The organism is Arthrobacter sp. AL12 (assembly GCF_029960645.1).
Taxonomy (GTDB): Bacteria; Actinomycetota; Actinomycetes; order Actinomycetales; family Micrococcaceae; genus Arthrobacter.
Window position 1 is genome coordinate 142,890 of record NZ_JASBQY010000006.1, and the last position, 20,290, is coordinate 163,179.

The 20,290-nt window shown below is 68.7% G+C and carries 21 protein-coding genes; 9 read left to right on the plus strand and 12 right to left on the minus strand.

Annotated features, from left to right (window positions below; translation table 11 throughout):
- Positions 1-36: 36 nt before the first annotated feature.
- The 6 genes from QK291_RS09215 to QK291_RS09240 all read right to left on the minus strand — a co-directional run bounded on the left by QK291_RS09215 (position 37) and on the right by QK291_RS09240 (position 6,010).
- Positions 37-915 carry a 2-hydroxy-3-oxopropionate reductase gene (locus tag QK291_RS09215; protein ID WP_282381049.1) on the minus strand — a complete coding sequence of 293 codons (879 nt, stop codon included), beginning with the start codon at positions 913-915 and terminating at the stop codon, positions 37-39.
- A gap of 121 nt (positions 916-1,036) precedes the next feature.
- The gene (locus QK291_RS09220) at positions 1,037-1,837 is read right to left on the minus strand and encodes a TIM barrel protein (RefSeq protein WP_282381051.1); all 801 of its coding nucleotides are present in this window, start codon (positions 1,835-1,837) and stop codon (positions 1,037-1,039) included.
- A gap of 295 nt (positions 1,838-2,132) precedes the next feature.
- The gene (locus QK291_RS09225) at positions 2,133-2,294 is read right to left on the minus strand and encodes a glycine zipper domain-containing protein (protein ID WP_282381053.1); all 162 of its coding nucleotides are present in this window, start codon (positions 2,292-2,294) and stop codon (positions 2,133-2,135) included.
- A 36-nt stretch (positions 2,295-2,330) separates the two neighbouring features.
- A complete protein-coding gene (locus QK291_RS09230) occupies positions 2,331-3,146 on the minus strand; it encodes a bifunctional allantoicase/(S)-ureidoglycine aminohydrolase (protein WP_282381055.1) in 816 nt (271 codons plus the stop codon).
- Between the two features lie 35 nt (positions 3,147-3,181).
- On the minus strand, positions 3,182-4,474 hold the full coding sequence (locus QK291_RS09235) for an aldolase (RefSeq protein WP_282381057.1): 1,293 nt from the start codon (positions 4,472-4,474) through the stop codon (positions 3,182-3,184).
- Positions 4,475-4,600: 126 nt separating this feature from the next.
- Positions 4,601-6,010, minus strand: coding sequence for an NAD-dependent malic enzyme (locus QK291_RS09240; protein WP_282381059.1), 1,410 nt, complete (start codon positions 6,008-6,010; stop codon positions 4,601-4,603).
- Positions 6,011-6,275: 265 nt separating this feature from the next.
- On the opposite strand from QK291_RS09240, the gene QK291_RS09245 reads away from it, so the two are divergent.
- Entirely contained in the window at positions 6,276-7,031 is a 756-nt protein-coding gene (locus tag QK291_RS09245) for an IclR family transcriptional regulator (protein WP_282381061.1), read from the plus strand.
- A gap of 95 nt (positions 7,032-7,126) precedes the next feature.
- Here the strand turns inward: QK291_RS09245 and QK291_RS09250 are convergent, their stop codons facing one another.
- Positions 7,127-8,629: a nucleobase:cation symporter-2 family protein gene (locus QK291_RS09250; RefSeq protein WP_282381063.1), complete on the minus strand. Its 1,503-nt coding sequence runs from the start codon at positions 8,627-8,629 to the stop codon at positions 7,127-7,129.
- 169 nt (positions 8,630-8,798) lie between these two features.
- Entirely contained in the window at positions 8,799-9,707 is a 909-nt protein-coding gene (gene pucL, locus QK291_RS09255; RefSeq protein WP_282381065.1) for a factor-independent urate hydroxylase, read from the minus strand.
- A gap of 391 nt (positions 9,708-10,098) precedes the next feature.
- On the opposite strand from pucL, the gene QK291_RS09260 reads away from it, so the two are divergent.
- The 6 genes from QK291_RS09260 to QK291_RS09285 all read left to right on the plus strand — a co-directional run bounded on the left by QK291_RS09260 (position 10,099) and on the right by QK291_RS09285 (position 17,061).
- The gene (locus tag QK291_RS09260; RefSeq protein WP_282381067.1) at positions 10,099-10,311 is read left to right on the plus strand and encodes a hypothetical protein; all 213 of its coding nucleotides are present in this window, start codon (positions 10,099-10,101) and stop codon (positions 10,309-10,311) included.
- A 369-nt stretch (positions 10,312-10,680) separates the two neighbouring features.
- Complete coding sequence (locus QK291_RS09265; RefSeq protein ID WP_282381069.1) at positions 10,681-11,175, plus strand: nucleoside deaminase; 495 nt, start codon at positions 10,681-10,683, stop codon at positions 11,173-11,175.
- Positions 11,176-11,400: 225 nt separating this feature from the next.
- Positions 11,401-12,375, plus strand: coding sequence for an FAD binding domain-containing protein (locus tag QK291_RS09270; protein WP_282381071.1), 975 nt, complete (start codon positions 11,401-11,403; stop codon positions 12,373-12,375).
- Between the two features lie 2 nt (positions 12,376-12,377).
- A complete protein-coding gene (locus QK291_RS09275; protein ID WP_282381072.1) occupies positions 12,378-15,362 on the plus strand; it encodes a molybdopterin cofactor-binding domain-containing protein in 2,985 nt (994 codons plus the stop codon).
- Positions 15,362-16,345 carry an aldo/keto reductase gene (locus tag QK291_RS09280; protein ID WP_282381073.1) on the plus strand — a complete coding sequence of 328 codons (984 nt, stop codon included), beginning with the start codon at positions 15,362-15,364 and terminating at the stop codon, positions 16,343-16,345. Before QK291_RS09275 ends, QK291_RS09280 begins: the two co-directional genes overlap by 1 nt.
- A gap of 71 nt (positions 16,346-16,416) precedes the next feature.
- Positions 16,417-17,061, plus strand: a complete 645-nt coding sequence (locus QK291_RS09285) for a uracil-DNA glycosylase (protein WP_282381074.1) — start codon at positions 16,417-16,419, stop codon at positions 17,059-17,061.
- A gap of 24 nt (positions 17,062-17,085) precedes the next feature.
- Here the strand turns inward: QK291_RS09285 and nboR are convergent, their stop codons facing one another.
- The 3 genes from nboR to uraD form a co-directional block, all read right to left on the minus strand.
- The gene (gene nboR / locus QK291_RS09290; RefSeq protein WP_282381076.1) at positions 17,086-17,712 is read right to left on the minus strand and encodes a nicotine blue oxidoreductase; all 627 of its coding nucleotides are present in this window, start codon (positions 17,710-17,712) and stop codon (positions 17,086-17,088) included.
- A gap of 237 nt (positions 17,713-17,949) precedes the next feature.
- Positions 17,950-18,291 (minus strand): hydroxyisourate hydrolase, encoded by a 342-nt coding sequence (gene uraH, locus QK291_RS09295; RefSeq protein WP_282381078.1) that lies wholly within the window; start codon positions 18,289-18,291, stop codon positions 17,950-17,952.
- Positions 18,288-18,785 carry a 2-oxo-4-hydroxy-4-carboxy-5-ureidoimidazoline decarboxylase gene (gene uraD, locus QK291_RS09300; protein ID WP_282381080.1) on the minus strand — a complete coding sequence of 166 codons (498 nt, stop codon included), beginning with the start codon at positions 18,783-18,785 and terminating at the stop codon, positions 18,288-18,290. The genes uraH and uraD overlap by 4 nt, the downstream gene beginning before the upstream one ends.
- Before the next feature lie 256 nt (positions 18,786-19,041).
- Here uraD and QK291_RS09305 point away from each other — a divergent pair, with 256 nt between their 5' ends.
- Positions 19,042-19,299: a hypothetical protein gene (locus QK291_RS09305; protein WP_282381082.1), complete on the plus strand. Its 258-nt coding sequence runs from the start codon at positions 19,042-19,044 to the stop codon at positions 19,297-19,299.
- A 297-nt stretch (positions 19,300-19,596) separates the two neighbouring features.
- Here QK291_RS09305 and QK291_RS09310 read toward each other — a convergent pair whose 3' ends face one another.
- A complete protein-coding gene (locus QK291_RS09310) occupies positions 19,597-19,746 on the minus strand; it encodes a hypothetical protein (protein ID WP_282381083.1) in 150 nt (49 codons plus the stop codon).
- 9 nt (positions 19,747-19,755) lie between these two features.
- Here QK291_RS09310 and QK291_RS09315 point away from each other — a divergent pair, with 9 nt between their 5' ends.
- The gene (locus tag QK291_RS09315) at positions 19,756-19,974 is read left to right on the plus strand and encodes a hypothetical protein (protein WP_282381085.1); all 219 of its coding nucleotides are present in this window, start codon (positions 19,756-19,758) and stop codon (positions 19,972-19,974) included.
- The last annotated feature ends 316 nt before the right edge of the window (positions 19,975-20,290 follow it).

Below are 20,290 nucleotides of genomic sequence, written 5' to 3' on the forward strand. Positions count from 1 at the left end.
TGGGGTGGACGGACGGGTGGCCGGGGCCGCGGCTGCCTAGTGGCGGCCGCTGAGCTGCAGGACCTGCTTGAAGAGTCCGGAGTGGTCCAGTCCGCCGTCGCCCTGGTTGACGCTGGCGGCGACGAGCTGCGCGACGGCGGCGCCCAGGGGTACGGCGACGTTGGCTTCGCGGGCGGCCGAGGTGACGATGCCCAGGTCCTTGTGGTGCAGGGCCAGGCGGAAGCCGGGGTCGAAGTTGCGGTCCAGCATCTTCTGGCCCTTCTGGTCCAGGACCTTGGAGCCGGCCAGGCCCCCGCCGAGGACCTTGAGTGCCGCGTCCATGTCGACGCCGTAGGCCTCAAGGAAGGCCACGGCTTCGGCCAGGACCTCGATATTGACGGCGACGATCAGCTGGTTGGCTGCCTTGACGGTCTGGCCGGAGCCGGACGGGCCGACGTGGACGATGGTTTTACCCACCGCGGTGAGAATATCCTGGGCGGCCGCGAAGTCTGCCGCTTCGCCGCCCACCATGATGGACAGTGCGGCATCGATAGCGCCCTGTTCGCCCCCGGACACCGGGGCGTCCAGAGCGCGGATGCCGGCGGCTTTGGCGTCCTCGGCGAGGCGCTTGGCGACGTCCGGGCGGATGCTGCTGGCATCGATCCACAGGGTGCCCGGACGGGCGTGGGCGAACACCCCGTCGGGGCCGCTGACGACGCCCTCGACGTCGGGGGAGTCCGGCACCATGGTGAGGACGACGTCGGCGTCCTTGACGGCGTCGGCGATGCTGGCGGCGCCGCGGCCGCCCTCGGAGACCAGCTTGTCGGTCTTGTCCTGGCTGCGGTTGAATCCGGTGACGGTGTGGCCGGCGTTGACCAGGTTGATGGCCATGGGCAGGCCCATGATTCCGAGTCCGATGACTGCAACATTGCTCATGATGGTTCCTTTACTGAAGTCTTTTGAGTGCGGGTGTGCCGTGGAGGATGCCGGGAGCGGGTGAGGGTGGGTGCGCCCACGCCCGCCTGGCCCCCTGGCCAACTTGCGAGGTGCGTGGGGACTACCGCGCGATGCGCTGGCGGATGGCCCAGGCGAAGGCGGTTTCCGCCGGTTCCTTGTACTCGAGGCCGATGTAGCCCTCATAGCCGAGTTGGCGGCTGCGGGCGATCCATTCGCCGAGGGGAAGCTCGCCGGTTCCGGGAGCCCCGCGGCCGGGGTTGTCGGCGATCTGGATGTGGCCGAAGTCCTTGGCGTGCTTTTCGATGACGGCGGCGACGTCGTCCCCGTTGACCGAGAGGTGGTAGAAGTCGGCGAGGAGCTTGATGTTCTCCACGCCGGTTTCCTGCTGTACGCGGGCGATGACCCGGAGGGCGTCCTCGGCGGTGAGGAGCGGGTACCGGGGGGCGCCGCTGACCGGTTCGAGCAGGACGGTGCCGCCGATGCCGGCCACGCCCGCGGCGGCGGCGGCGAGGTTCGTGACCGCCAGTTCGTCCTGGGCTTCCGGGGTGTGACCGTCCTGCCGGTTGCCGTAGAGGGCGTTGAAGGAGGTGCAGCCGAGCCGTCCGCCGATGCCGGCAACGGCGTCGACGTTGTCCTTGAACTCGGAGCTGCGGCCCGTCCAGGACACGAGGCCGCGGTCGCCGCCGGGCATGTCGCCCGCGTTGAAGTTGAGGCCGGTGAGCTGGACCCCGGCGTCGGTGATGGCCTGCTCGAAGCGGGTGACCTCGGCGTCGGCGGGCACAGATGCCGCGAAGGGCCACCAGAACTCGACGGCGTCGAAGCCGGCGGCCTTCGCCGCGGCGGGCCGCTCGAGGAGGGGCAGCTCGGTCAGCAGGATGGAGCAGTTCACTGTGTACGTCATGGCGGGTTCTTTCCGGTGCGGGCGGGAGCTGGAGGAGTGGCATCCTTGCGACTCTCAACTTCCGCTTTGTGGAATAAAAATTCTGCTTTATGAAAAGTGTAGGGAAGGTGGGGCGGGTGCGTCAAGGGGTGACATAGCCCGGGAAATCAGGGTCCGTGGGAGTTCCGGGCGGGGGCGTGGCTTACCGCTTCGTGGGGTCTTTCCGGGCGGGGGCGTGGCTTGCCGCTTCGTGGGGTCTTTCCGGGCGGGGGCGTGGCTTGCCGCTTCGTGGGGTCTTTCCGGGCGGGGGCGTGGCTTACCGCTTCGTGGGGTCTTTCCGGGCGGCCAGGCCCACCAGCGCGCCGACGGCGACGCCGATCAGCAGGCCTGTGAACGGCTTGTCGACGGTGGCCACGCCGATGGCGAAGCCGAGGGCCGCGCCCAGGAGCATTCCGATCCACAGAGATTCGTACTTCACAGCCTCAGGCTAGCAAGCGCCGCCAAGCCCCCGCGCCTACGTGAGGCGGATCTGCCGGTTGACGTCCTTGTAGAGCAGGTAGCGGAACGGCCCGGGCCCGCCGGCGTAGCAGGCCTGGGGGCAGAAGGCGCGGAGCCACATGAAGTCGCCGGCCTCGACCTCCACCCAGTCATCGTTGAGCCGGTAGACGGCCTTGCCCTCGAGGACGAAGAGGCCGTGTTCCATCACGTGGGTTTCGGCGAACGGGATCGAGCCGCCGGGCTGGAACGTGACGATGTTGACGTGCATGTCGTGGGCCAGATCGTCCGGATCCACGAAACGGGTGGTCGCCCAGGCGCCGTTGGTGCCCGGCATGGGCCGCGGCTCGACGTCCTGGTCGCGGGTCACGAAGGATTTCGCGGTGAAGCCGTGCAGCGGCTCATAGGCCTTGCGGATCCAATGGAAACTGGCAGCGTCCGAGGCGCCGTCGTTGGAGACTTTCCAGTCCGAACCCGCGGCAAGATAGGCGTAGCCGCCGGACTCCAGGTGGTGGATCTCGCCGTCGAGCGTCAGCGTCAGTTCGCCCCTGGTCAGGAAGATGACGCCTTCGACGCCGGCCTCCGCCTCGGGTTTGTCGCTGCCGCCGCCCGGCGCGACTTCCACGATCAGCTGCGAGAAGGTGGTGGCGAAGCCGGCGATGGGCCGGGCAATGATCCAGGCGCGGGTCTTGGTCCAGCCGGGGAGGTTGCTGGTGACGATGTCGCGCAGCACCCCCTTGGGGATGACCGTGTAGGCCTCCTTGACCACTGCGCGGTCGGTGAGGAGCTGGGTCTGCGGCGGCAGGCCGCCTTCGGGGGAAAAGTAGTTGCTCATGGGTGCACTCCTTTGTGTAAAGGTCAGCGAAAGGGTCAGTGAAGGCTCAGCGGTCGGGGGGTGGCTGCCGGCTGTGCCAGCCGGGGGTGGGCCAGGATGGTCAGCTGGGGCAGGCCCAGGCCGGCCAGCCCGCGGACTTCCTCGGCGCCGGCGGCACCGCACTGGATGCCGCGCAGCACGAAGGCCGCGAGGGCCCTGGCCGTGGCGGGTTCGTCCATCACGCCGCCCTCGGTGCGCTCCACATAGTTGCGCAGGCGCGCGGCGGCGGCGGGAAGGCCCTGCCGGTAGAACGCGTAGGTGGCGGCGAAGCGGCTCGGCAGCTGGGCGGGGTGGAGGTCCCAGCCCTGGTAGTAGCCGCGTTCCAGCGAGCGGCGGACCAGCCGGCCGTGGAGCCGCCAGGCGTCCTGCACGCCGTCGCCGACCGGGATGACGTTCGTGGACCCGTCGGAGAGCCGGATGCCGGTTCCGGCGACCGCCAGCTGCATGACCTCTTTGGCGAAGTCCGCCACCGGGTGTTCCATCGACTGGTATTCCGCGGAGATCTGCAGCGAGGCCGAGTAGTCATACGTGCCGTAGTGCAGGGCGCTGATCCGGCCGGGGACGGCGCGCGGCAGTTGCGCCACCGGGAAGGTGCCGTCCGGGCCCAGGATCAGCTGCGGCGTTTCCACCTGGACTTCGAACCGCAGCCGGCCGGCGGGCAGCGAGTGGGCTTCCTCCAGCCGGGACACGGCGTAGTCCATGGCCTGCACCTGGGCCACGGTGGTGACCTTGGGCAGCGTGAGGATGAGCCCGTCCGGGAGCTCGCCGGCAGCGGCCAGGCCGGAGACGAACAGGTCCAGGGTGCGCAGCCCGCGGGCGCGGGTGGGCGCCTCGAAGCACTTGAACCGGATCCCGATAAACGGCGGGGCGCTGCCCTCCGCCACCGCGGCGGCCACGGCGGCGGCGGCAGCGACGGCGTCGGCGTCCTCGGCGTCGTCACCGCGGTCCCCGTAGCCGTCCTCGAAGTCCAGCCGGAGGTCCTCGATCGGTTCGCTGCCGAGCTTTTCAGCCACGCGGGCCGCGACGGCGGCGGCCAGCCCGGGTTCCTGGCCGAGCAGGGTTCCGAGCCGTTCCAGCCCGCCGTGGGCTTCGGCCGCGGCCAGCGCCTGGGCGCCCCAGACGGCGGCGAACCCCGGCGTGAAGCGGTCGGCCGGGACGTAGACGGTGTGGACCGGCTGGCGGGTGCCGTCGTCGCCCGGGTAGTTCCGTTCCAGCAGCTCATCCGTCGCCGCCAGCCGGGCGTTGATGTCTGCAAGGTCCTTGGCGCTCAATGAAGCGTTGATGACCATCTGTCAGCCCGCCAGTTCGTAGGCCGGCGGGGTGAGGACGTCCGTGTACTCCTCGGCGGGTGGGGATGAAATGGTGAGGGCCACTGTGGTCCTTCCTGTTCGGTGAATCAGGGCTGCCAATGGGGTTCAGGCGTGGGCGGGCGCGGCGGCCGTGGCCGCATGGGCCGCTCCGGCAACGGCGGCGGCGACGTCGGCGGCCACGTGCGGGTCGAAGACGCTGGGAATGATATAGCTGGCATTGAGCTCGTCGTCAGCCACCCGGTTCGCGATTGCCTCGGCGGCGGCCACCAGCATCTCGGGGGTGATGTCCGTTGCCCCGGCGTCGAGCAGGCCGCGGAAGAACCCGGGGAAGGCCAGGACGTTGTTGATCTGGTTGGGGAAATCGCTGCGGCCGGTGGCCACCACGGCGGCGTGCCGTGACGCGATGACCGGATCGATTTCCGGCGTGGGGTTGGCCATGGCGAACACAATAGCGTCCTTGGCCATGGATGCCACCTGCTCTTCGCCGATCACGTGCGGTGCGCTGACGCCGACGAAGACGTCGGCCCCCTTGAGGGCCTCATGCAGGGTCCCGGAGAATCCCTGGTCGTTGGTGTTCTCGGCGATCCAGGTGCGGTGCTCGTCGCTGTACTGTTCGCCGAAGTGGATCGCGCCCGAGCGTCCGGCGGCGATGATGTTCCGTGCCCCCTGCGCCTTGAGCAGCGCGATGATGGCCGAGCCGGCCGCCCCGACGCCCGACACGACGATTCGGACATCGGGGAGCTTCTTGCCCACCACGCGCAGGGCGTTGTTCAGGGCCGCGAGGGTGACGATGGCGGTTCCGTGCTGGTCGTCATGGAAGACCGGGATGTCGAGTTCCTCGCGGAGCCGGGTTTCGATCTCGAAGCAGCGCGGCGCGGCGATGTCCTCGAGGTTGACGCCGCCGTAGACAGGGGCGAGTGCCTTGACGATCATGATGATCTCCTCGGTGTCCTGTGTGTCCAGGCAGACCGGCCAGGCATCGACGTTGGCGAACTGCTTGAACAGCGCAGCCTTACCTTCCATCACCGGCAGCGCGGCGGCCGGGCCGATGTTGCCCAGGCCCAGGACGGCGGAGCCGTCGGTGACGACGGCGATGGTGTTGCGTTTGATGGTCAGGTTCCGGGCGGCCTCGGGGTTCTCCGCGATGGCCAGGCAGACACGCGCCACCCCGGGCGTGTAGGCGCGGGACAGGTCGTCGCGGTTGCGCAGCGCGACCTTCGGGACGACCTCGAGCTTGCCGCCGAGGTGCATCAGGAAGGTGCGGTCCGAGACGTTGCGGACGGTGACGCCGTCGAGCGCGTTCAGCGCGTCCTTGACGCGTGCGGCGTGGTCATCATCCGTGGTGTTGCAGGTGACGTCGACGACGAGGGTCTCGTGGTGGGACTCGGTAACGTCCAGGGCGGTGATCGCGGCGCCGGCGATACCGACGGCGGCGGCCAGTTCGCTGGTGGCCGTGAAGCTGGACGGTGCCTCCACGCGAAGGGTGATCGAATTTCCGGGGCTCGGATTCGCCATTGAATTTCCTCCTGATCGTCCCGCTGGCGGGCATTTGATGTTCTTACTTATTTCGTATTATGGATATTATTATTTGCTCTATGGAAATACAAGCCCTCGAGAGGCGGCGTCCCCGGCGTGTCGAGGCCCCGCGGACGCCCCGCGGACGCCCCGTGGGCGGCGCGTCGACGGCGCGCCGACGGTGCTGTATCTTGGGTTTACCAGGCACTTTTTTCACGATGCGGATAAAACTTGTCGCTAGCCAACCACTCAGGAGACCCAAGTTATGGCGGAAAAAGCCCCCGGAGGCGTGCAGTCCGTTGAGCGCGTTTTCGAACTTCTGGAACTGATCACTGATGCCGGCGGGGACGTCACCCTCAGTGAACTGTCGTCCTCCACCGAGTTGCCGCTGCCCACGATCCACCGGCTGCTCCGCACGCTGGTCACGCTTGGCTACATCCGGCAGCTGCCGAACCGCCGCTACGCCCTGGGCCCCCGCCTGATCCGGCTGGGCGAGGCAGCGAACAAGCAGCTCGGCGCGCTGGCCCGGCCGCAGCTCCAGTCCCTCGTGGAGCGGCTCGGGGAAACCGCCAACATGGCGGTGCTGGATTCGGACATGGTCATGTACGTGGCCCAGGTTCCGTCCCGGCACTCCATGCGGATGATCACCGAAGTGGGCCGCCGCGGCTACATGCACGCGACCGGAATGGGCAAGGCGATCCTGGCCCAGCTGGACGATGAGACAGTGCGCGGCATCGTCGCCCGGAAGGGCATGCCCACTCCCACCCCGAAGAGCATCGGCGACGTCGAGGCCCTGTTCGCGGACCTGAAGCTGATCCGGGACCGCGGCTTCTCCATCGACGAGGAGGAGCAGGAGATCGGTGTCCGGTGCTTCGCGATCGCCATCCCCAACGCACCGACGCCCGCTGCGATTTCGGTCTCCGGCCCCGTGTCCCGGGTGGACAAGTCCTTTGCGGACCGGGCGGTGCCGCTGCTGCGCGAGGCGGCCCGGGCGATTTCCCAGGACCTCAACAAGAGCTGAGCCCCGGCCGTACTGCAGCCGGCGAGGCCCCTGTGCGGCCCCTTTTCCTTCCGGGAAAGGGGCCGCACTTGCCATCTCGGGGGTGTCCCCGGCGGTCAGTGCTCGGATGTCGACGCCGACTCGACAGGGACTTCCTTGCCGTCGCAGTCGATCAGCTTGCCGCCTTCGAAGCGGTCGCCGTCGGCCAGGCACTTGAGGTCTTCCTCGCGGATAACGCGTCCTGTCCCCGCCACAAACACCGACTGGTTCTCGGAGTTGCCCGCCTTCAGGTGGTTGAAGAGCAGGTTCAGCAGGATGGCCATGACAGCGGCGGAACTGATGCCGGAGTGGAAAATCGTGCCAAACCAGGTCGGGAACTTGTCGTAGAACGTCGGAGCCGCGATGGGGATCATGCCGAAGCCGATCGAGGCGGCGACGATGATCAGGTTCATGTTGTTCTTGTACTCGACCTTGGCCAGCGTGCGGATGCCGCTGGCGGCAACTGTGCCGAATAGGACGATGCCGGCCCCGCCCAGAACCGCCGTGGGCACGGCGGCCACGACGCGGCCCAGAACGGGCAGCAGGCCCAGCAGGACGAGGATGACGCCGCCGGCGGCGACAACGTAGCGGCTCTTGATCTTGGTGACGGCGACCAGTCCGACGTTCTGGGCGAACGCGCTCTGGGTGAAGGATCCGAAGATGGGCGCCACCAGGCTGGAGCCCATGTCGGCCCGCAGTCCCGCGGCGATCCGCTTTGAGTCCACCTTGGTGCCGACGATCTCGCCGACGGCGAGGATGTCGGCCATGGTCTCGGTCAGGATCACCAGGACCACGATCACCATGGAGATGATGGCTGCGGCTTCGAACGTGGGTGCTCCCAGATGGAACGGCGTCGGGAACGCCACGATGGGCCCTTTCCCGACGTTGGAGAAGTCGGCCATCCCGGTCGCCACAGCCACGATCGTTCCGCCCACCATGGCCAGCAGGATGGAGAGGCGGGAAATCGTGGCACTGCCGACCTTGCTGAGCAGGAGTACCAGAGCCAGTGTGATTCCGGCGAGCCCGATGTTCGCCATGCTGCCGTAGTCGGCGGCCTTCCTGTTGCCGCCCATGGCCCAGTTTGCGGCCACCGGCATCAGGGTCAGGCCGATCGTGGTGATGACCGTTCCGGTCACGACGGGCGGGAAGAACCGGACGATCTTCGAAAAGACCGGGGCAATAAGCAGACCGACCGCGGCAGAGACGATGACGGCTCCGAAAACGGCCGGAAGGCCGCCGCCGCCGGTGACGATTGCCACCATGGTTGCGACGCTGGCGAAGGAGACGCCCTGCACCAGGGGCAGCTGGGAACCGAAGAACGGGAGTCCGAGGGTCTGCAGGAGGGTTGCCAGCCCGCCCATAAAGAGCGCGGCGGCGATCAGGATCCCTATGTCGGCGGGGGACAGGCCCGCGGCCTGCCCGACGATCAGCGGGACGGCAATGATGCCGCCGTACATGGTCAGGACATGCTGGAACCCGTACGCGAAGCTGCTGGCGATCGGGAGGCCTTCATCCTCGGGCCGGGCGGACTGTCGGTGGCCGGAGCGGGACTTGGCCACGGGCTTCTTTTTCATGTTCATGGCAGACTTTCTTGGTTCATGGCAGACGTCTTTGTCTGGCTAACGGTGTCTGGCTGACAGGTGTGGCTTATGGGGTGCTGGTGGCCTGTCCCAGGGCCGGTGCTTGTGCTGGCTCTGGAACAGGCGTCTCGCTGAGCCGGTTTGCTCAAACCGGGCGGAACCGGAGGTCCTAGCAGAAGCCGGCGATGCCGGACCACGCGGCGTCGGCCGGTGCTGCGTCCTCGCGCTGGACCGTCGCTTCGATCAGGCCGTACGGGCGGTCGGCGGCGAAGAACACCTCGTTGGGGTTGTCGAGGCCAAAGGGCGAGAGGTCCACCAGGAAGTGGTGCTTGTTGGGCATCGAGAACTTAATCTCGTCGATCTCGCCGTGTGCCTTTAGGACCTTGGTGCCCATGTCGAACAGGGTCTGCTGCAGGGCGTGGGAGTACTTTTCGGTGAAGCCCTCCAGCAGTAGCGCCCTGACGTCCTCGTAGCTCTTGTTGAAATCGAGGGAGCTGAAGTCCGTGCCGGCGCTGTAGCGCCAGCGGGCGGAAACATCCGTGGCGAGGATCCGGTCTGTGGTCTCCGGCAGGGTGGTGTATTTGTCCCGCGGGTAGCCGGCGAAGCCCGACTGCGTGGACTTGAGGACCGTGAGGTCCTTGAGCCCCGAGATGAGGTGCCGGTCGGCGCCGTCGCGGACCAGCACGGCGGTCCGGACTTCCTGGCCGTTGCGCACGAACGAATGGTCATGGGCCGCGCCGTGGGCCTGAATGCGGTCCCAGCTGTAGGACTCTGCCTCCCAGCGGCCGCCGGTCACCCAGTCGAAGCCCGTCGTGAAGTGGTCGCCGAGCCGGAGGAGGAAGGCCTCCGGGGAGCCGATGCCCTCCCGGGCGAAGGCGTAGATGGTGTTCTTCTGCGTGTCCGTGGCCACCACGTGGCTGTTGTCGCCTTCCAGGTGGGCCGCGGCGAAGTCGCCGCGGAGCTGCGAGGTGACGTTGAGGTCTTCGATCTCGTGGCGCTCCGTGTCGCGGGTGATCTTCACTACGCGGACTTCTGCCTTACCGTACTGGTTCTGTCCGAGGACGATCTTGTTGTTCATGGAGGGGTTCCCAACTTCCGGTACGTGGAATCAAACTCCCACATAGAAATTTCGGACGCATTTCGCGTTCGTTTCTTTCTCCGCCGACCCATAAAAAAGAGCCGACGTCAGTTGACGCCAGCTCATTACAACCCTGCCTGCTGCTCCCAGGTTACGTGACCTACGCCACGAGTTACTTTCAAGGCTAGCCCAGTCCGCCGGTGCTGTACATCACAATCTGAAATTCCCGATTGTGACCGGCGGCGCTGCGCGACGGCGGGCCCGGGGCCTTGACTGCCCCCGGGGCCACCTCTAGTGTTTTCCATATAGCAATAACTAAGTTCCGTATAATGAAAAATGCCGAACGAGCCTGAGGGTCTAGCCGTCCAGTGACAAGCCAGAGGAGCGCAAGATGCAGCAGCAACCGGCAAGCACCCCGGGAGGGGGGCCGGCGACGGCTCCCGCCGAGTTCTATCTTCCGCGCGGCGGCACCGATCCGGATTTCCACTTCCCGGCCGACCGCGGGCTCCGGCCCGGCCGGGTCTCGCGCTGGATGTCCCGGCTGGTCGCAGCCCGCTCCCGCAGCCTGCCAGCTGCCGCGCCCAACTCGGGTGCCCCGCAATAGGCCCGGCAGCGTCATCGCCCGACCACCTCCGGCCCGAATCCCCCGGCCCGGACTCCTCTGGCCCGAACCCCCAGCCCGGACTCCTCCGCCCCCAACTCGACGCGGCCCGGCCCGAACCCCCCGGCATCCGCACTGTGACAAACCGGAAATCTGGATTTCACATCACGAAACTATGCTTCCAGCTGACTCTGGCGCGGCCCCCGTTCCGCTGCTAGTCTCGCTGGTGTCAAAGGCGGGCACCCGGACCCGGGAGGCTATCTACCAGGCGCAACTGAACCTTCATCGCACGCTGAAGCCCGGTAACCGACGCCACTGGCCCACCACGTTCCGGCACGGAAACCGGCTTCCCCAGCACCAGGGAGTCGCATCATGACTGTCAATGTCACGGCCGAGGCGTATCTCGCCCGGTCCATCGCGCTGGCCACGGCCAATGTCATGAACAGCGGAGGGCCTTTCGGCGCCGTCATTGTCACCGCGGACGGCCAGGCGTTCGACGGCGTCAACCGCGTCACCGCCACCAACGATCCCACCGCCCACGCCGAGGTCGCGGCCATCCGCCGGGCCTGCGCCGAGCTGGGCCGCTTCGAACTCAGCGGGGCCACGCTCTACACCAGCTGCGAGCCGTGCCCCATGTGTCTGGCCTCCTCCCTCTGGGCCCGCGTGGACCGCGTGATCTTTGCCGCCGACCGGCACGATGCCGCCTCCGTCGGATTCGATGACGCCGTGTTCTACGAGTTCTTCGAGAACAACCAGCCCCAGGCCGTCCTGTCCGTGGTCAAGCTGGAGCTTGACGGTCCGGAAGCGCCGCCCGTGCTGCAGCCCTTCACGACCTGGCGCAGCTTGCAGACCCGGACTGACTACTAGCACCCGTAGCCGACATGCGGATTTCGCTGCACTTTCGGCCAACCGCGGCGCGGATCCCGGGTGCGGAAGTCCGAAACCGCAGCGCATTTCCCACGCGCCCGGCCGGGGCGCCGCTTCCCCCGGACGGGGGAGCGGACCGATCCACCAGTTCGCCGGGCCGGGCCGGACCAGCACCCCGGAAGCCCCGACCCCGGACGCACTGACCCCGCAACACCAGGAGATGCCATGGACATGAACACCATCGAGGCCGTGGTCCGCACCGAGGATCCGGCCGACTGGCGTGCCGGCGACGCCTGGCTGGCCGGCGGGACCGTGCTGTTTTCCTCCGGCAGCTTCGCCTTCGGCGAGGAACCGCTCCGGCGGCTGCTGGACCTCGGCTCCACCGGCTGGCCGGCTGTCACCGTGTCCGACGCCGGGATCGAGCTCGCGGCCACCTGCACCGTCGCGGAACTCTACGCACTTCCCGGCAGTGAAACCGGCCGGGCACACGCCGGCACCTGGCCCGCGCTGGAGCTGATCCAGCCATGCTGCGATTCCTTCGTGGCGTCCTTCAAAGTCTGGAACATGTCCACCGTGGGCGGCAACCTCTGCACCTCCCTGCCGGCCGGACCCATGATCTCGCTCTGTGCGGCCCTGGACGGCGTGGCCACGGTGCTCGGCCCGGGCGGGTCCAGCCGCACGGTCCCGGTGGCGGAGTTCGTGACGGGGGACGGGCGCAACTGCCTGGCGCCCGGCGAACTGCTCCGCAAAGTCCAGCTGCCGGCGTCGGCCCTTGCCTCCCGGGTGGCGTTCCGCCGGCTCTCGCTGAGCAACCTCGGGCGGTCGGGGGTGCTGCTGATCGGCAGGCTCGACGCCGGCGGCAGCCTGGTCCTCACGGTCACCGCCGCCACAAGGCGCCCCGTGCAGCTGCGCCTCGCGGCACCTTCCGGCGCCCCGACGTCGCCGGCGGCGCTGTGCGACGCGCTCGACGCCGCCATCCCGAACGGGCTCTACCACGATGACATCCACGGCCTGCCCGCGTGGCGGAAGGACATGACCTACCGGCTCGCCGAGGAAATCCGGGCAGAACTGGCATCCCCGGCAGGAGTTCCGCCCGTCCGCGTCTCCGGGGACTTCTGGCCGCCGCAGGGCAACTTGTCCTTTTCACAGCCACCAGTTTCTTCGCAGCACACAGTTTCGCTGCAGCAGGAAGGGGCCTGAGCATGGTTATCGAGATCAATGGGACCCCGGCGGACGCCGAACCCCGTCCCGGGCAGTGCCTGCGGACGTTCCTGCGGGAGAAGGGCAACTTCGGCGTCAAAAAGGGCTGCGACGGCGGCGACTGCGGCGCCTGCACGGTCCACGTGGACGGCACCCCCGTGCACAGCTGCATCTACCCGGCCGTCCGCGCCGAGGGCCACGCCGTCACCACCATTGAGGGGCTCGCCCGCACCTGCGGACCGTCCGAGGGGACCGCCACGACCGGGACCCCGTCCGGCACCGGCGGCACGACCGGGACGCCGTCCGGCACCGGCGGCACGACCGGGACCGCGTCCGATGCGACCGGCACGACGGGGACCGCGTCCGGCGGCGCCCTCCATCCGATGCAGCAGCAGTTCCTGGACCGGCAGGGCTTCCAGTGCGGGTTCTGCACCGCCGGCATGGTGATGACGGCGGCCACCTTCGACGACGAGCAGAAGGCCGACCTGCCGCGGAATCTCAAGGGTAACCTGTGCCGCTGCACCGGTTACCGGGCCGTTGCGGACGCCGTCTGCGGCCTGGCCGCGCACGGCGAATCCAGCCACCCGGACCCCGCGGGGCCGGGCTCCGGTGTGACCGGCGAGAGCCAGCCCGGGCCGCGTCCGGGCCAGCTCGGCGACGACGTCCCGGCCCCCGCCAGCCGGGCCATCGTCACCGGCACGGCGCGCTACACCCTGGACGTGCCGGCGTCGGAGCTTCCGGGGCTGCTGCACGTGAAGCTCCTGCGCTCGCCGCACGCCCACGCCCGGGTGCTGTCCATTGACACCACGGACGCGCTGGCAATTCCCGGCGTCGAGGCGGTCTTCACCCACGAGGACGCACCCGCGCAGCTGTTTTCCACCGCGCAGCACGAGCTCTACACCGACGATCCCGACGACACCCGCGTGCTCGACGACGTCGTCCGGTTTGTCGGGCAGAAGGTTGCCGCCGTCGCCGCCGACACCGTGGCCGCGGCCGAAGCCGGCGTCCGGGCGCTGAAAGTCGAGTACCAGATGCTGGACGCCGTCTTCACCCCGCAGGACGCGTTGCGCCCCGGCGCCCCGGCGATCCACGGGGACAAGGACGCCGCTGCGGCGCGCATCGGGCGGCCGGAGCGGAACGTCGTCGCCGAACTGCACTCCGAACTCGGCGACGTCGCGGCGGCCTTCGCCACCGCGGACTTCATCCACGAGCAGACCTACCGCACCCAGCGGGTGGCGCACACCGCGCTGGAGACCCACGCCGCCATCGCCTCGATCGACGACGACGGCCGGCTGCAGGTCCGCACCTCCAGCCAGGTGCCGTTCCTGGTCCGGCGAACGCTGGGCCGGGTCTTCGGCCTGGCGGAGGACCGGATCCGAGTGGTCGCGGGCCGGGTCGGCGGCGGCTTCGGCGGCAAGCAGGAGGTCCTCACCGAGGACATCGTCGCGCTCGCCGCGCTGAAGCTGCGGCGCCCGGTGCAGTTCGAATTCACCCGCACCGAGCAGTTCACGGCAGCCACCACCCGGCACCCGTTCACCATCCGGCTCAAGGCCGCAGCCAGCACCGCGGGCCAGCTGACGGCCCTGCAGCTGGAGGTGCTGACCAACGCCGGCGCCTACGGCAACCATTCGGTGGGCGTGATGTTCCACGGCTGCGGTGAATCCCTGGCCGTGTACAACTGCGCCAACAAGAAGGTCGACGCGCAGGCGGTGTACACCAACACCGTGCCCTCCGGCGCGTTCCGCGGCTACGGGCTGAGCCAGACGATCTTCGCGATCGAGTCCGCCGTCGATGAGCTCGCCGCCGGGATAGGCATGGACCCGATGGAGTTCCGTCGCCGCAACATGGTCCGCGAGGGCGACGACATGCTCTCCACCCACCCCGACCCGGAGGCGGACGTGCTCTACGGCAGCTACGGGCTGGACCAGTGCATGCGGCTGGTGCAGGACGCTCTGGCCCGCGGCCGGGAACGCCACCGCGAGGCCGGGCTGGCGGACCTCGGCCCGGACTGGGTCACCGGGGAGGGCTCGGCGCTGTCCATGATCGCCACCGTCCCGCCGCGGGGACACTTCGCGCATTCCCGGCTCCGGCTCCTGCCGGACGGGAGCTACCAGGCGGACGTGGGGACCGCGGAGTTCGGCAACGGCACCACCACCGTGCACGCCCAGCTCGCCGCCACCGCGCTGTCCACCACCGCGGTCCGGATCACCGTTCGGCAGTCGGACACCGACCTGGTCGACCACGATTCCGGCGCCTTCGGCTCGGCCGGGACGGTCGTGGCCGGCAAGGCCACTCTCGCCGCGGCCGAGGAACTGGCGGTGCGCATCCGCTCCTTCGCCGCCGGCATCCGGCAGGTCCAGGCCTCCGGGTGTGTGCTGGAGGAGGACGCGGTCCTCTGCGAGGGAACCCGGGTGCCGCTGGCGGAACTCTTCGACGCCGCCGCGGCGGCCGGCGTCGAGCTCTCCGGCGAGGGGCGCTGGGGCGGGACGCCGCGGTCGGTGGCGTTCAACGTCCACGGTTTCCGGGTGGCCGTGAACACCGGGACGGGGGAGCTGCGGATCCTGCAGAGCGTCCAGGCCGCCGACGCCGGCGTCGTGGTCAACCCGAGGCAGTGCCGCGGGCAGATCGAGGGCGGCATCGCGCAGGCGCTCGGCGCCGCACTGTATGAGGAGGTCAGGGTTGACGACGCCGGACGGGTCACCACGGACATCCTCCGGCAGTACCACATCCCGTCGTTCGCCGACGTGCCGCGCAGCGAGGTGTACTTCGCCGACACGTCCGACAAGCTGGGCCCGCTGGGGGCCAAATCCATGAGCGAGAGCCCTTTCAACCCGGTGGCGCCGGCACTGGCCAACGCCATCCGGAACGCCACCGGCATCCGGTTCACGGAGCTGCCCATCGCCCGGGACAAGATCTACCTGGCCCTGAAGGAAGCAGGCCGCACCCCCTCCCCTCCCGCGTTGCTGTTCCGGCCTATAGTCGAATGATGGAAAAGCGAATCTTGGGCAAGACCGGACGGACCGTCTCCATTGTTGGGCTGGGGACCTGGCAGCTGGGCGCGGACTGGGGCAATGTGGACCCCGCGCAGGCCCAGGCCATCCTGGCCGCCTCCGCCGAAGCCGGTGTCACATTCTTCGACACCGCGGACGTGTACGGCGACGGCCGCAGCGAGCAGGCGATCGGCAAGTTCCTGGCCGACAACCCGGGCCTGGACATCACGGTGGCCACGAAGATGGGCCGCCGGGCGGAGCAGCTGCCGGAGAACTACAACCTCGCCAACTTCCGCGAGTGGACGGACCGGTCCCGGCGCAACCTGGGCACGGAGCAGCTGGACCTGGTCCAGCTGCACTGCCCGCCCACCGCGGTGTACAGCAACGCCGAGGTCTACGACGCGCTGGACACCCTGGTCGCCGAGGGGGCCATCCGGAACTACGGCGTCAGCGTGGAGCGGACCGACGAGGCCCTCGAGGCCATCCGGCACGCGGGCACCGCCACCGTGCAGATCATCCTCAACGCCTTCCGGCTCAAGCCGCTGGACGAGGTGCTGCCCGCGGCGGAGGCGGCCGGCGTCGGCATCATCGCCCGCGTGCCGCTCGCCTCGGGGCTGCTCTCGGGCAAATACACCGCGGACACGTCCTTCGCGGCGGACGACCACCGGAACTACAACCGCACCGGCTCGGCGTTCGACGTCGGGGAGACCTTCTCCGGCGTGGACTTCGGGCAGGGCCTGAAGGCGGTGGCCGAGTTCCAGGATCTGGTGCCCGACGGCGTCAGCACCGCCCAGGCGGCCATCGCCTGGATCGCGGCGCAGGACGGCGTCAGCACGGTGATCCCCGGCGCCCGGAACGTGGACCAGGCCCGCTCCAACGCCGAAGCGGCAGGGGTCAGCGGGATCGACGCCACGTTCGACGTCGGCGTCCGCGAGATCTACGACAAGTACTTCCGCGCATCGATCCACCCGCGCTGGTAGCCCCTCCCCAAAGCAACGTGGGGTCAGCTGCGGCCCATGACCCGACGAGCTGCCAAGGGAACGGGCCCGGAATGACTTCATCCTCCATCGACGGCTTTGTTGACCGGCTCGCGGCTGTGCCGACAGGGCCGGGGTGCAACAACTTCTTCGACCACACCGTGCCGGGAAATGCCCAGCGCCGCCAGAACCTGGCGATTTACCTGCGGGAAATGCAGGACCGCTCCCCGAAGGTGCTACTGCTGGGGGAAGCCCCGGGCTTCAGGGGCATGAGGATCACCGGAGTCCCCTTCACCAACCGCACCATGTTCGAGGGTCCCGCCAACGGGTTCGGGCTGTTCGGGCCCGGAAAGGGCTACGTCCTGCCCGCGGAAGCTGCCGGGGTGGCGGCGGAGCCGACGGCCACGGTGATGTGGGCGGTGCTGGCCGAGCTGGACTTCCTGCCCCTGCTCTGGAGTGCCTGCCCGTGGCATACCCATGTGCCCGGGCGGCCGCTGTCCAACCGCACCCCATCGGCCTCCGAAGCAGACCTGGGAAGCCCGTTTTGGCAGGCGCTGACGGAGGTGTTTCACATCGAAACGGTGGTGGCCGTGGGGAACGTGGCGCACCGCAGCCTGCAGCGGAGCGGCCTGGACGTGCCGAAAATCAGGCATCCCGCCCACGGCGGCCGGGCCGGTTTCAAGCGGGGGCTGGAAGAGCTGTTCGTCCCCTCCCGCTGAATCCCCAGCGCGGTGCGCCTGGCCCTAATCGAGGAGGTGCAGCTGGTCGGGGGAGTCGAGGTCCTCGCCGCCGGAGAGGTCGCTGCAGTCCACAAGGTCGATCAGCTCCGGGTGGGCCTGGAGAAAGAAGCGTGCCCCGGCGTCGCCCGCTGCCGTTTCCACAGCCTCAGCGCGGAGGCCGGCGTCCAGAAGCAGCGGATGTCCCCGCTGCAGCTTCCCTTCCGGGCCGCGGTAGGCGGCCGCCGTCACGCGGGCGGGCCGGTGGGATGCCAGCAGGCGGGCGACGGTCGCAGCCGTGAGCCCGGGCTGGTCCACCAGCGCGATGAGCACATGGTCCCCCGGGGCGGCCGCGGCGACTCCGAGCCGGAAGGAGCTGCCCATCCCGCCGGCCCAGTCCGGGTTGTCGATGACCCGGTGCCGGCTGAGGTCGGTGCCGGCGCGGACGGCTGCCGCGTCCGCGCCGAGCACCGCCACCACTTCCTGGCAGCCGCCCGCGAGCAGCACGTCCGCCAGCACCTCCACAAGCGTGCGGCCGCGGAACCGGAGCAGCGCCTTGGGCCCGAGCCCCAGCCGCGTCCCGGCGCCGGCGGCCAGCAGCACCGCCGTCGTGCGTGGTGCCCGGCTCTGGCTCGGTGCTCCGCTGTCGCTCATCTGCCCACCCTAACGCCGCGGCGTCAGGCCTCGCCCCCGGTTCCGCCGGTGGTCCCGGCGTTGACGTCCAGGAGCTTGTAGCGGTCCATCGCATCGGCGGGCACGCCGCCGTCGATCTCGCCCCGCGCGGTCAGCCGCTCCAGGGTCTGACCCCGCGTTGCAGTTGTGATTGTGGAAAAGGCCCGCGGCGGCGCCGGGGGCCCTTCTCGCCTGGCGCGTGCTGCAGGTTTGCGGCGCTTAGCTTCCCCGGTAGGTGGAGTAGGCGAACGGGCTCAGCAGCAGCGGCACGTGGTAGTGCCCCTCGGACTCGACGACGCCAAAGGTGAGGGTGACTTCGGGAAAGAACGTGTCGGTGCCACTGGCGGCGAAGTACTTGCCCGTGTCGAAGGCCAGACGGTAGGTGCCTGTCGGCAGCCGGTCGGGCCCCAGTTGTTTGATGCGCCCGTCCGCGTCGGTGGCGCCCTCGGCGATCTGGACCCAGCGTTCGCCGTCGAGCAGGTGGAGGGTGACCGGGACGTCCGCCGCTGGCTTGCCGGAACCGGTGTCGAGTACATGGGTGGTGACGTGGGACATGCTCATTTTTCCATCAGTCCTTCGAGCCGGAGCACCGCGATTTCCCGCAGTTGCTGGCCAATGATTGCCTGTTCTTCCTCGGGTGTATGGCCGAGCCTGGTATTGAGTGCGGCCAGGATTTCCTTGCTACTGCGGCCGGCTGCCCGAATCAGGAACACCTGCCCGAACTTCGCTTCGTAGGCATGGTTGCCTTCCGCCAGGGCTACCGCGAGGGCCGCGTCGGCCTCGCCGAGCCCGGCCTGTTCCGACTGGGAAAGCCTGGCCTCCGCGCTGTTTCCCCGGGCCCGCTCGCCGATCCGCGGGTGGTGGGCGAGTGCCGCCTCGATCTCTGAGGGCGTGAACGGGTCGGCCGCGGCGCGGCCTGCCTCCAGAAGTGCTTCGAGGCCGGGATAGGGCCGCGCGTCGGCCAGGGCGTCGATCCAGCGCTGGATGTCCAGGCAGGGCCGCAGGGCATCGGCGGCCTCCGTGCGGCTGGCCGCGTTGAACTGTTCAAGGTGCATGAGGCAAGTCCTCGCGTTGTGATGCTGGCATCCACGGTGTGGGGCTATGCGGACGAATCATTCCGCATCATGGAACTGTTATTTCAGCATATGCAAAAAGTGAACCGCACCCGCCTGCCGGTGTCAACTTCCCGGTAGGCGGCCGACGGCTGAGAGCCTTTCGGAGCGCCCCAGGGTGCAGGCGAAGCGGCCCGGAAGCGATCCGCTCCCCACGTTAGTGTGGGACGAAGCCGATCCACGGACGAAAGGCAGTGTCATGAGTGATCCGAACGAACCGAGCACCGATCCGGCCGGCCAGCGGGGGCCCGGCGACCCGGACGCCGTCGAGTCCCGAGAGGCCGTCGAAGTCCGCCAGCCGCATGCCGAACCCGGCCAGGCCGGCAACATCCGCGAGGAACAATTGACCCAGGCCGCGGGAACGGTGCCCGCCGCATACGTCGGATCCGGCGACCCCGAGGCGGAGGAGAAGCCGGAAGACGCCGCCGACGCCGGCATGTGGGACGACGAAACCTAGACTCCAGGCCCTGCGGCCGGGTGACAGCGGGTTCGTAGCTCCGGCATGGCTGGCGCGGCTGGGCATCGTCGTTGATGCGTCCTGCGGTCCGGCGGTCCGGGGGCACTTTGCGGCCGCCCGGCGTCGGACTGGCCGACGGCGGCCCTGCGTTGCGTATCAATGTGCCCCCGGACGGCAGGGGGCGAACCCGGACGGCACCCCGAGGCGGCACATCACCCCAAAGTTCCCGGGGCAAGAGGGAGCCAGAGGACAGGTCCCCTGGCTCGGTGCACGGTCGCACGGACCGCTAGATGATCACTAGTGGATCCTGGCCACCTCGCTCTTTTCCCAGCGGGTCCAATCGGACCAATTGTCGCCGTTGCCGCTACGGACGCGGAAGGAAACGAGTTGGTAGACCTCCTCGCGGCCTGGGCCGTTCCACACGTGGTCGTAACTGTGAATCCTCACGGCGTCGTTATGGCGATCGAAGGACTTCCAGAACGTGGACCTGCCGAGGAAATCATCGTGCCTGCCGCGATCATTCTCAAAGCGCAACTGCCGGATCTGCACGGTTTTGTTGCCGTTGCAGTCCACATGGATCCGGAAGTCCACTGTGGTTCGGTCTCCACCCCTGCGCCAGTTGTCTTGCTTGACGGGCTTCAGCGGATCCACTGTGCAGCCGCGTTCGGAGGTTGACGCAACGGCCGGCCCGGCCGCTGCAATGGGTCCCCCGATGAGTCCCAGGGCGACAGCAGGGATCAGTGCGAACCTGGCCGCCCGGGAGTGGGTCTTTCTTGGTGAGTTGGTGATGGACATTGTCTTGGTTCTTCTGCTTGGAGGTGCGAATCTGTAGGTTTGGACAGCGTCTGCCCGCCATCATCGCGCCGCGGTAGAGCTGCAAATCAGGCGGCGGCAGTCCGTTGCAGTTGAATTAGCTCGCCCGTACTCTGCGGGGAGTCCGGCCGGCGTCCGCTCCTGGTATGCGGGACCCGGTGCTTTAATCCTCCGTCTG

Bases quoted from the DNA above. Each gene is read 5' to 3' on its own strand.
- QK291_RS09220 (WP_282381051.1), bottom strand. From the start codon at position 1,837: ATGACGTACACAGTGAACTGCTCCATCCTGCTGACCGAGCTGCCCCTC.
- QK291_RS09245 (WP_282381061.1), top strand. From the start codon at position 6,276: ATGGCGGAAAAAGCCCCCGGAGGCGTGCAGTCCGTTGAGCGCGTTTTC.
- QK291_RS09280 (WP_282381073.1), top strand. From the start codon at position 15,362: ATGGAAAAGCGAATCTTGGGCAAGACCGGACGGACCGTCTCCATTGTT.
- QK291_RS09260 (WP_282381067.1), top strand. From the start codon at position 10,099: ATGCAGCAGCAACCGGCAAGCACCCCGGGAGGGGGGCCGGCGACGGCT.
- uraH (WP_282381078.1), bottom strand. From the start codon at position 18,291: ATGAGCATGTCCCACGTCACCACCCATGTACTCGACACCGGTTCCGGC.
- QK291_RS09240 (WP_282381059.1), bottom strand. From the start codon at position 6,010: ATGGCGAATCCGAGCCCCGGAAATTCGATCACCCTTCGCGTGGAGGCA.
- QK291_RS09270 (WP_282381071.1), top strand. From the start codon at position 11,401: ATGGACATGAACACCATCGAGGCCGTGGTCCGCACCGAGGATCCGGCC.
- QK291_RS09305 (WP_282381082.1), top strand. From the start codon at position 19,042: ATGAGTGATCCGAACGAACCGAGCACCGATCCGGCCGGCCAGCGGGGG.
- pucL (WP_282381065.1), bottom strand. From the start codon at position 9,707: ATGAACAACAAGATCGTCCTCGGACAGAACCAGTACGGTAAGGCAGAA.
- QK291_RS09230 (WP_282381055.1), bottom strand. From the start codon at position 3,146: ATGAGCAACTACTTTTCCCCCGAAGGCGGCCTGCCGCCGCAGACCCAG.
- QK291_RS09275 (WP_282381072.1), top strand. From the start codon at position 12,378: ATGGTTATCGAGATCAATGGGACCCCGGCGGACGCCGAACCCCGTCCC.
- QK291_RS09285 (WP_282381074.1), top strand. From the start codon at position 16,417: ATGACTTCATCCTCCATCGACGGCTTTGTTGACCGGCTCGCGGCTGTG.
- QK291_RS09235 (WP_282381057.1), bottom strand. From the start codon at position 4,474: ATGGTCATCAACGCTTCATTGAGCGCCAAGGACCTTGCAGACATCAAC.
- QK291_RS09265 (WP_282381069.1), top strand. From the start codon at position 10,681: ATGACTGTCAATGTCACGGCCGAGGCGTATCTCGCCCGGTCCATCGCG.
- QK291_RS09215 (WP_282381049.1), bottom strand. From the start codon at position 915: ATGAGCAATGTTGCAGTCATCGGACTCGGAATCATGGGCCTGCCCATG.
- QK291_RS09315 (WP_282381085.1), top strand. From the start codon at position 19,756: ATGGCGATCGAAGGACTTCCAGAACGTGGACCTGCCGAGGAAATCATC.
- nboR (WP_282381076.1), bottom strand. From the start codon at position 17,712: ATGAGCGACAGCGGAGCACCGAGCCAGAGCCGGGCACCACGCACGACG.
- QK291_RS09250 (WP_282381063.1), bottom strand. From the start codon at position 8,629: ATGAACATGAAAAAGAAGCCCGTGGCCAAGTCCCGCTCCGGCCACCGA.
- uraD (WP_282381080.1), bottom strand. From the start codon at position 18,785: ATGCACCTTGAACAGTTCAACGCGGCCAGCCGCACGGAGGCCGCCGAT.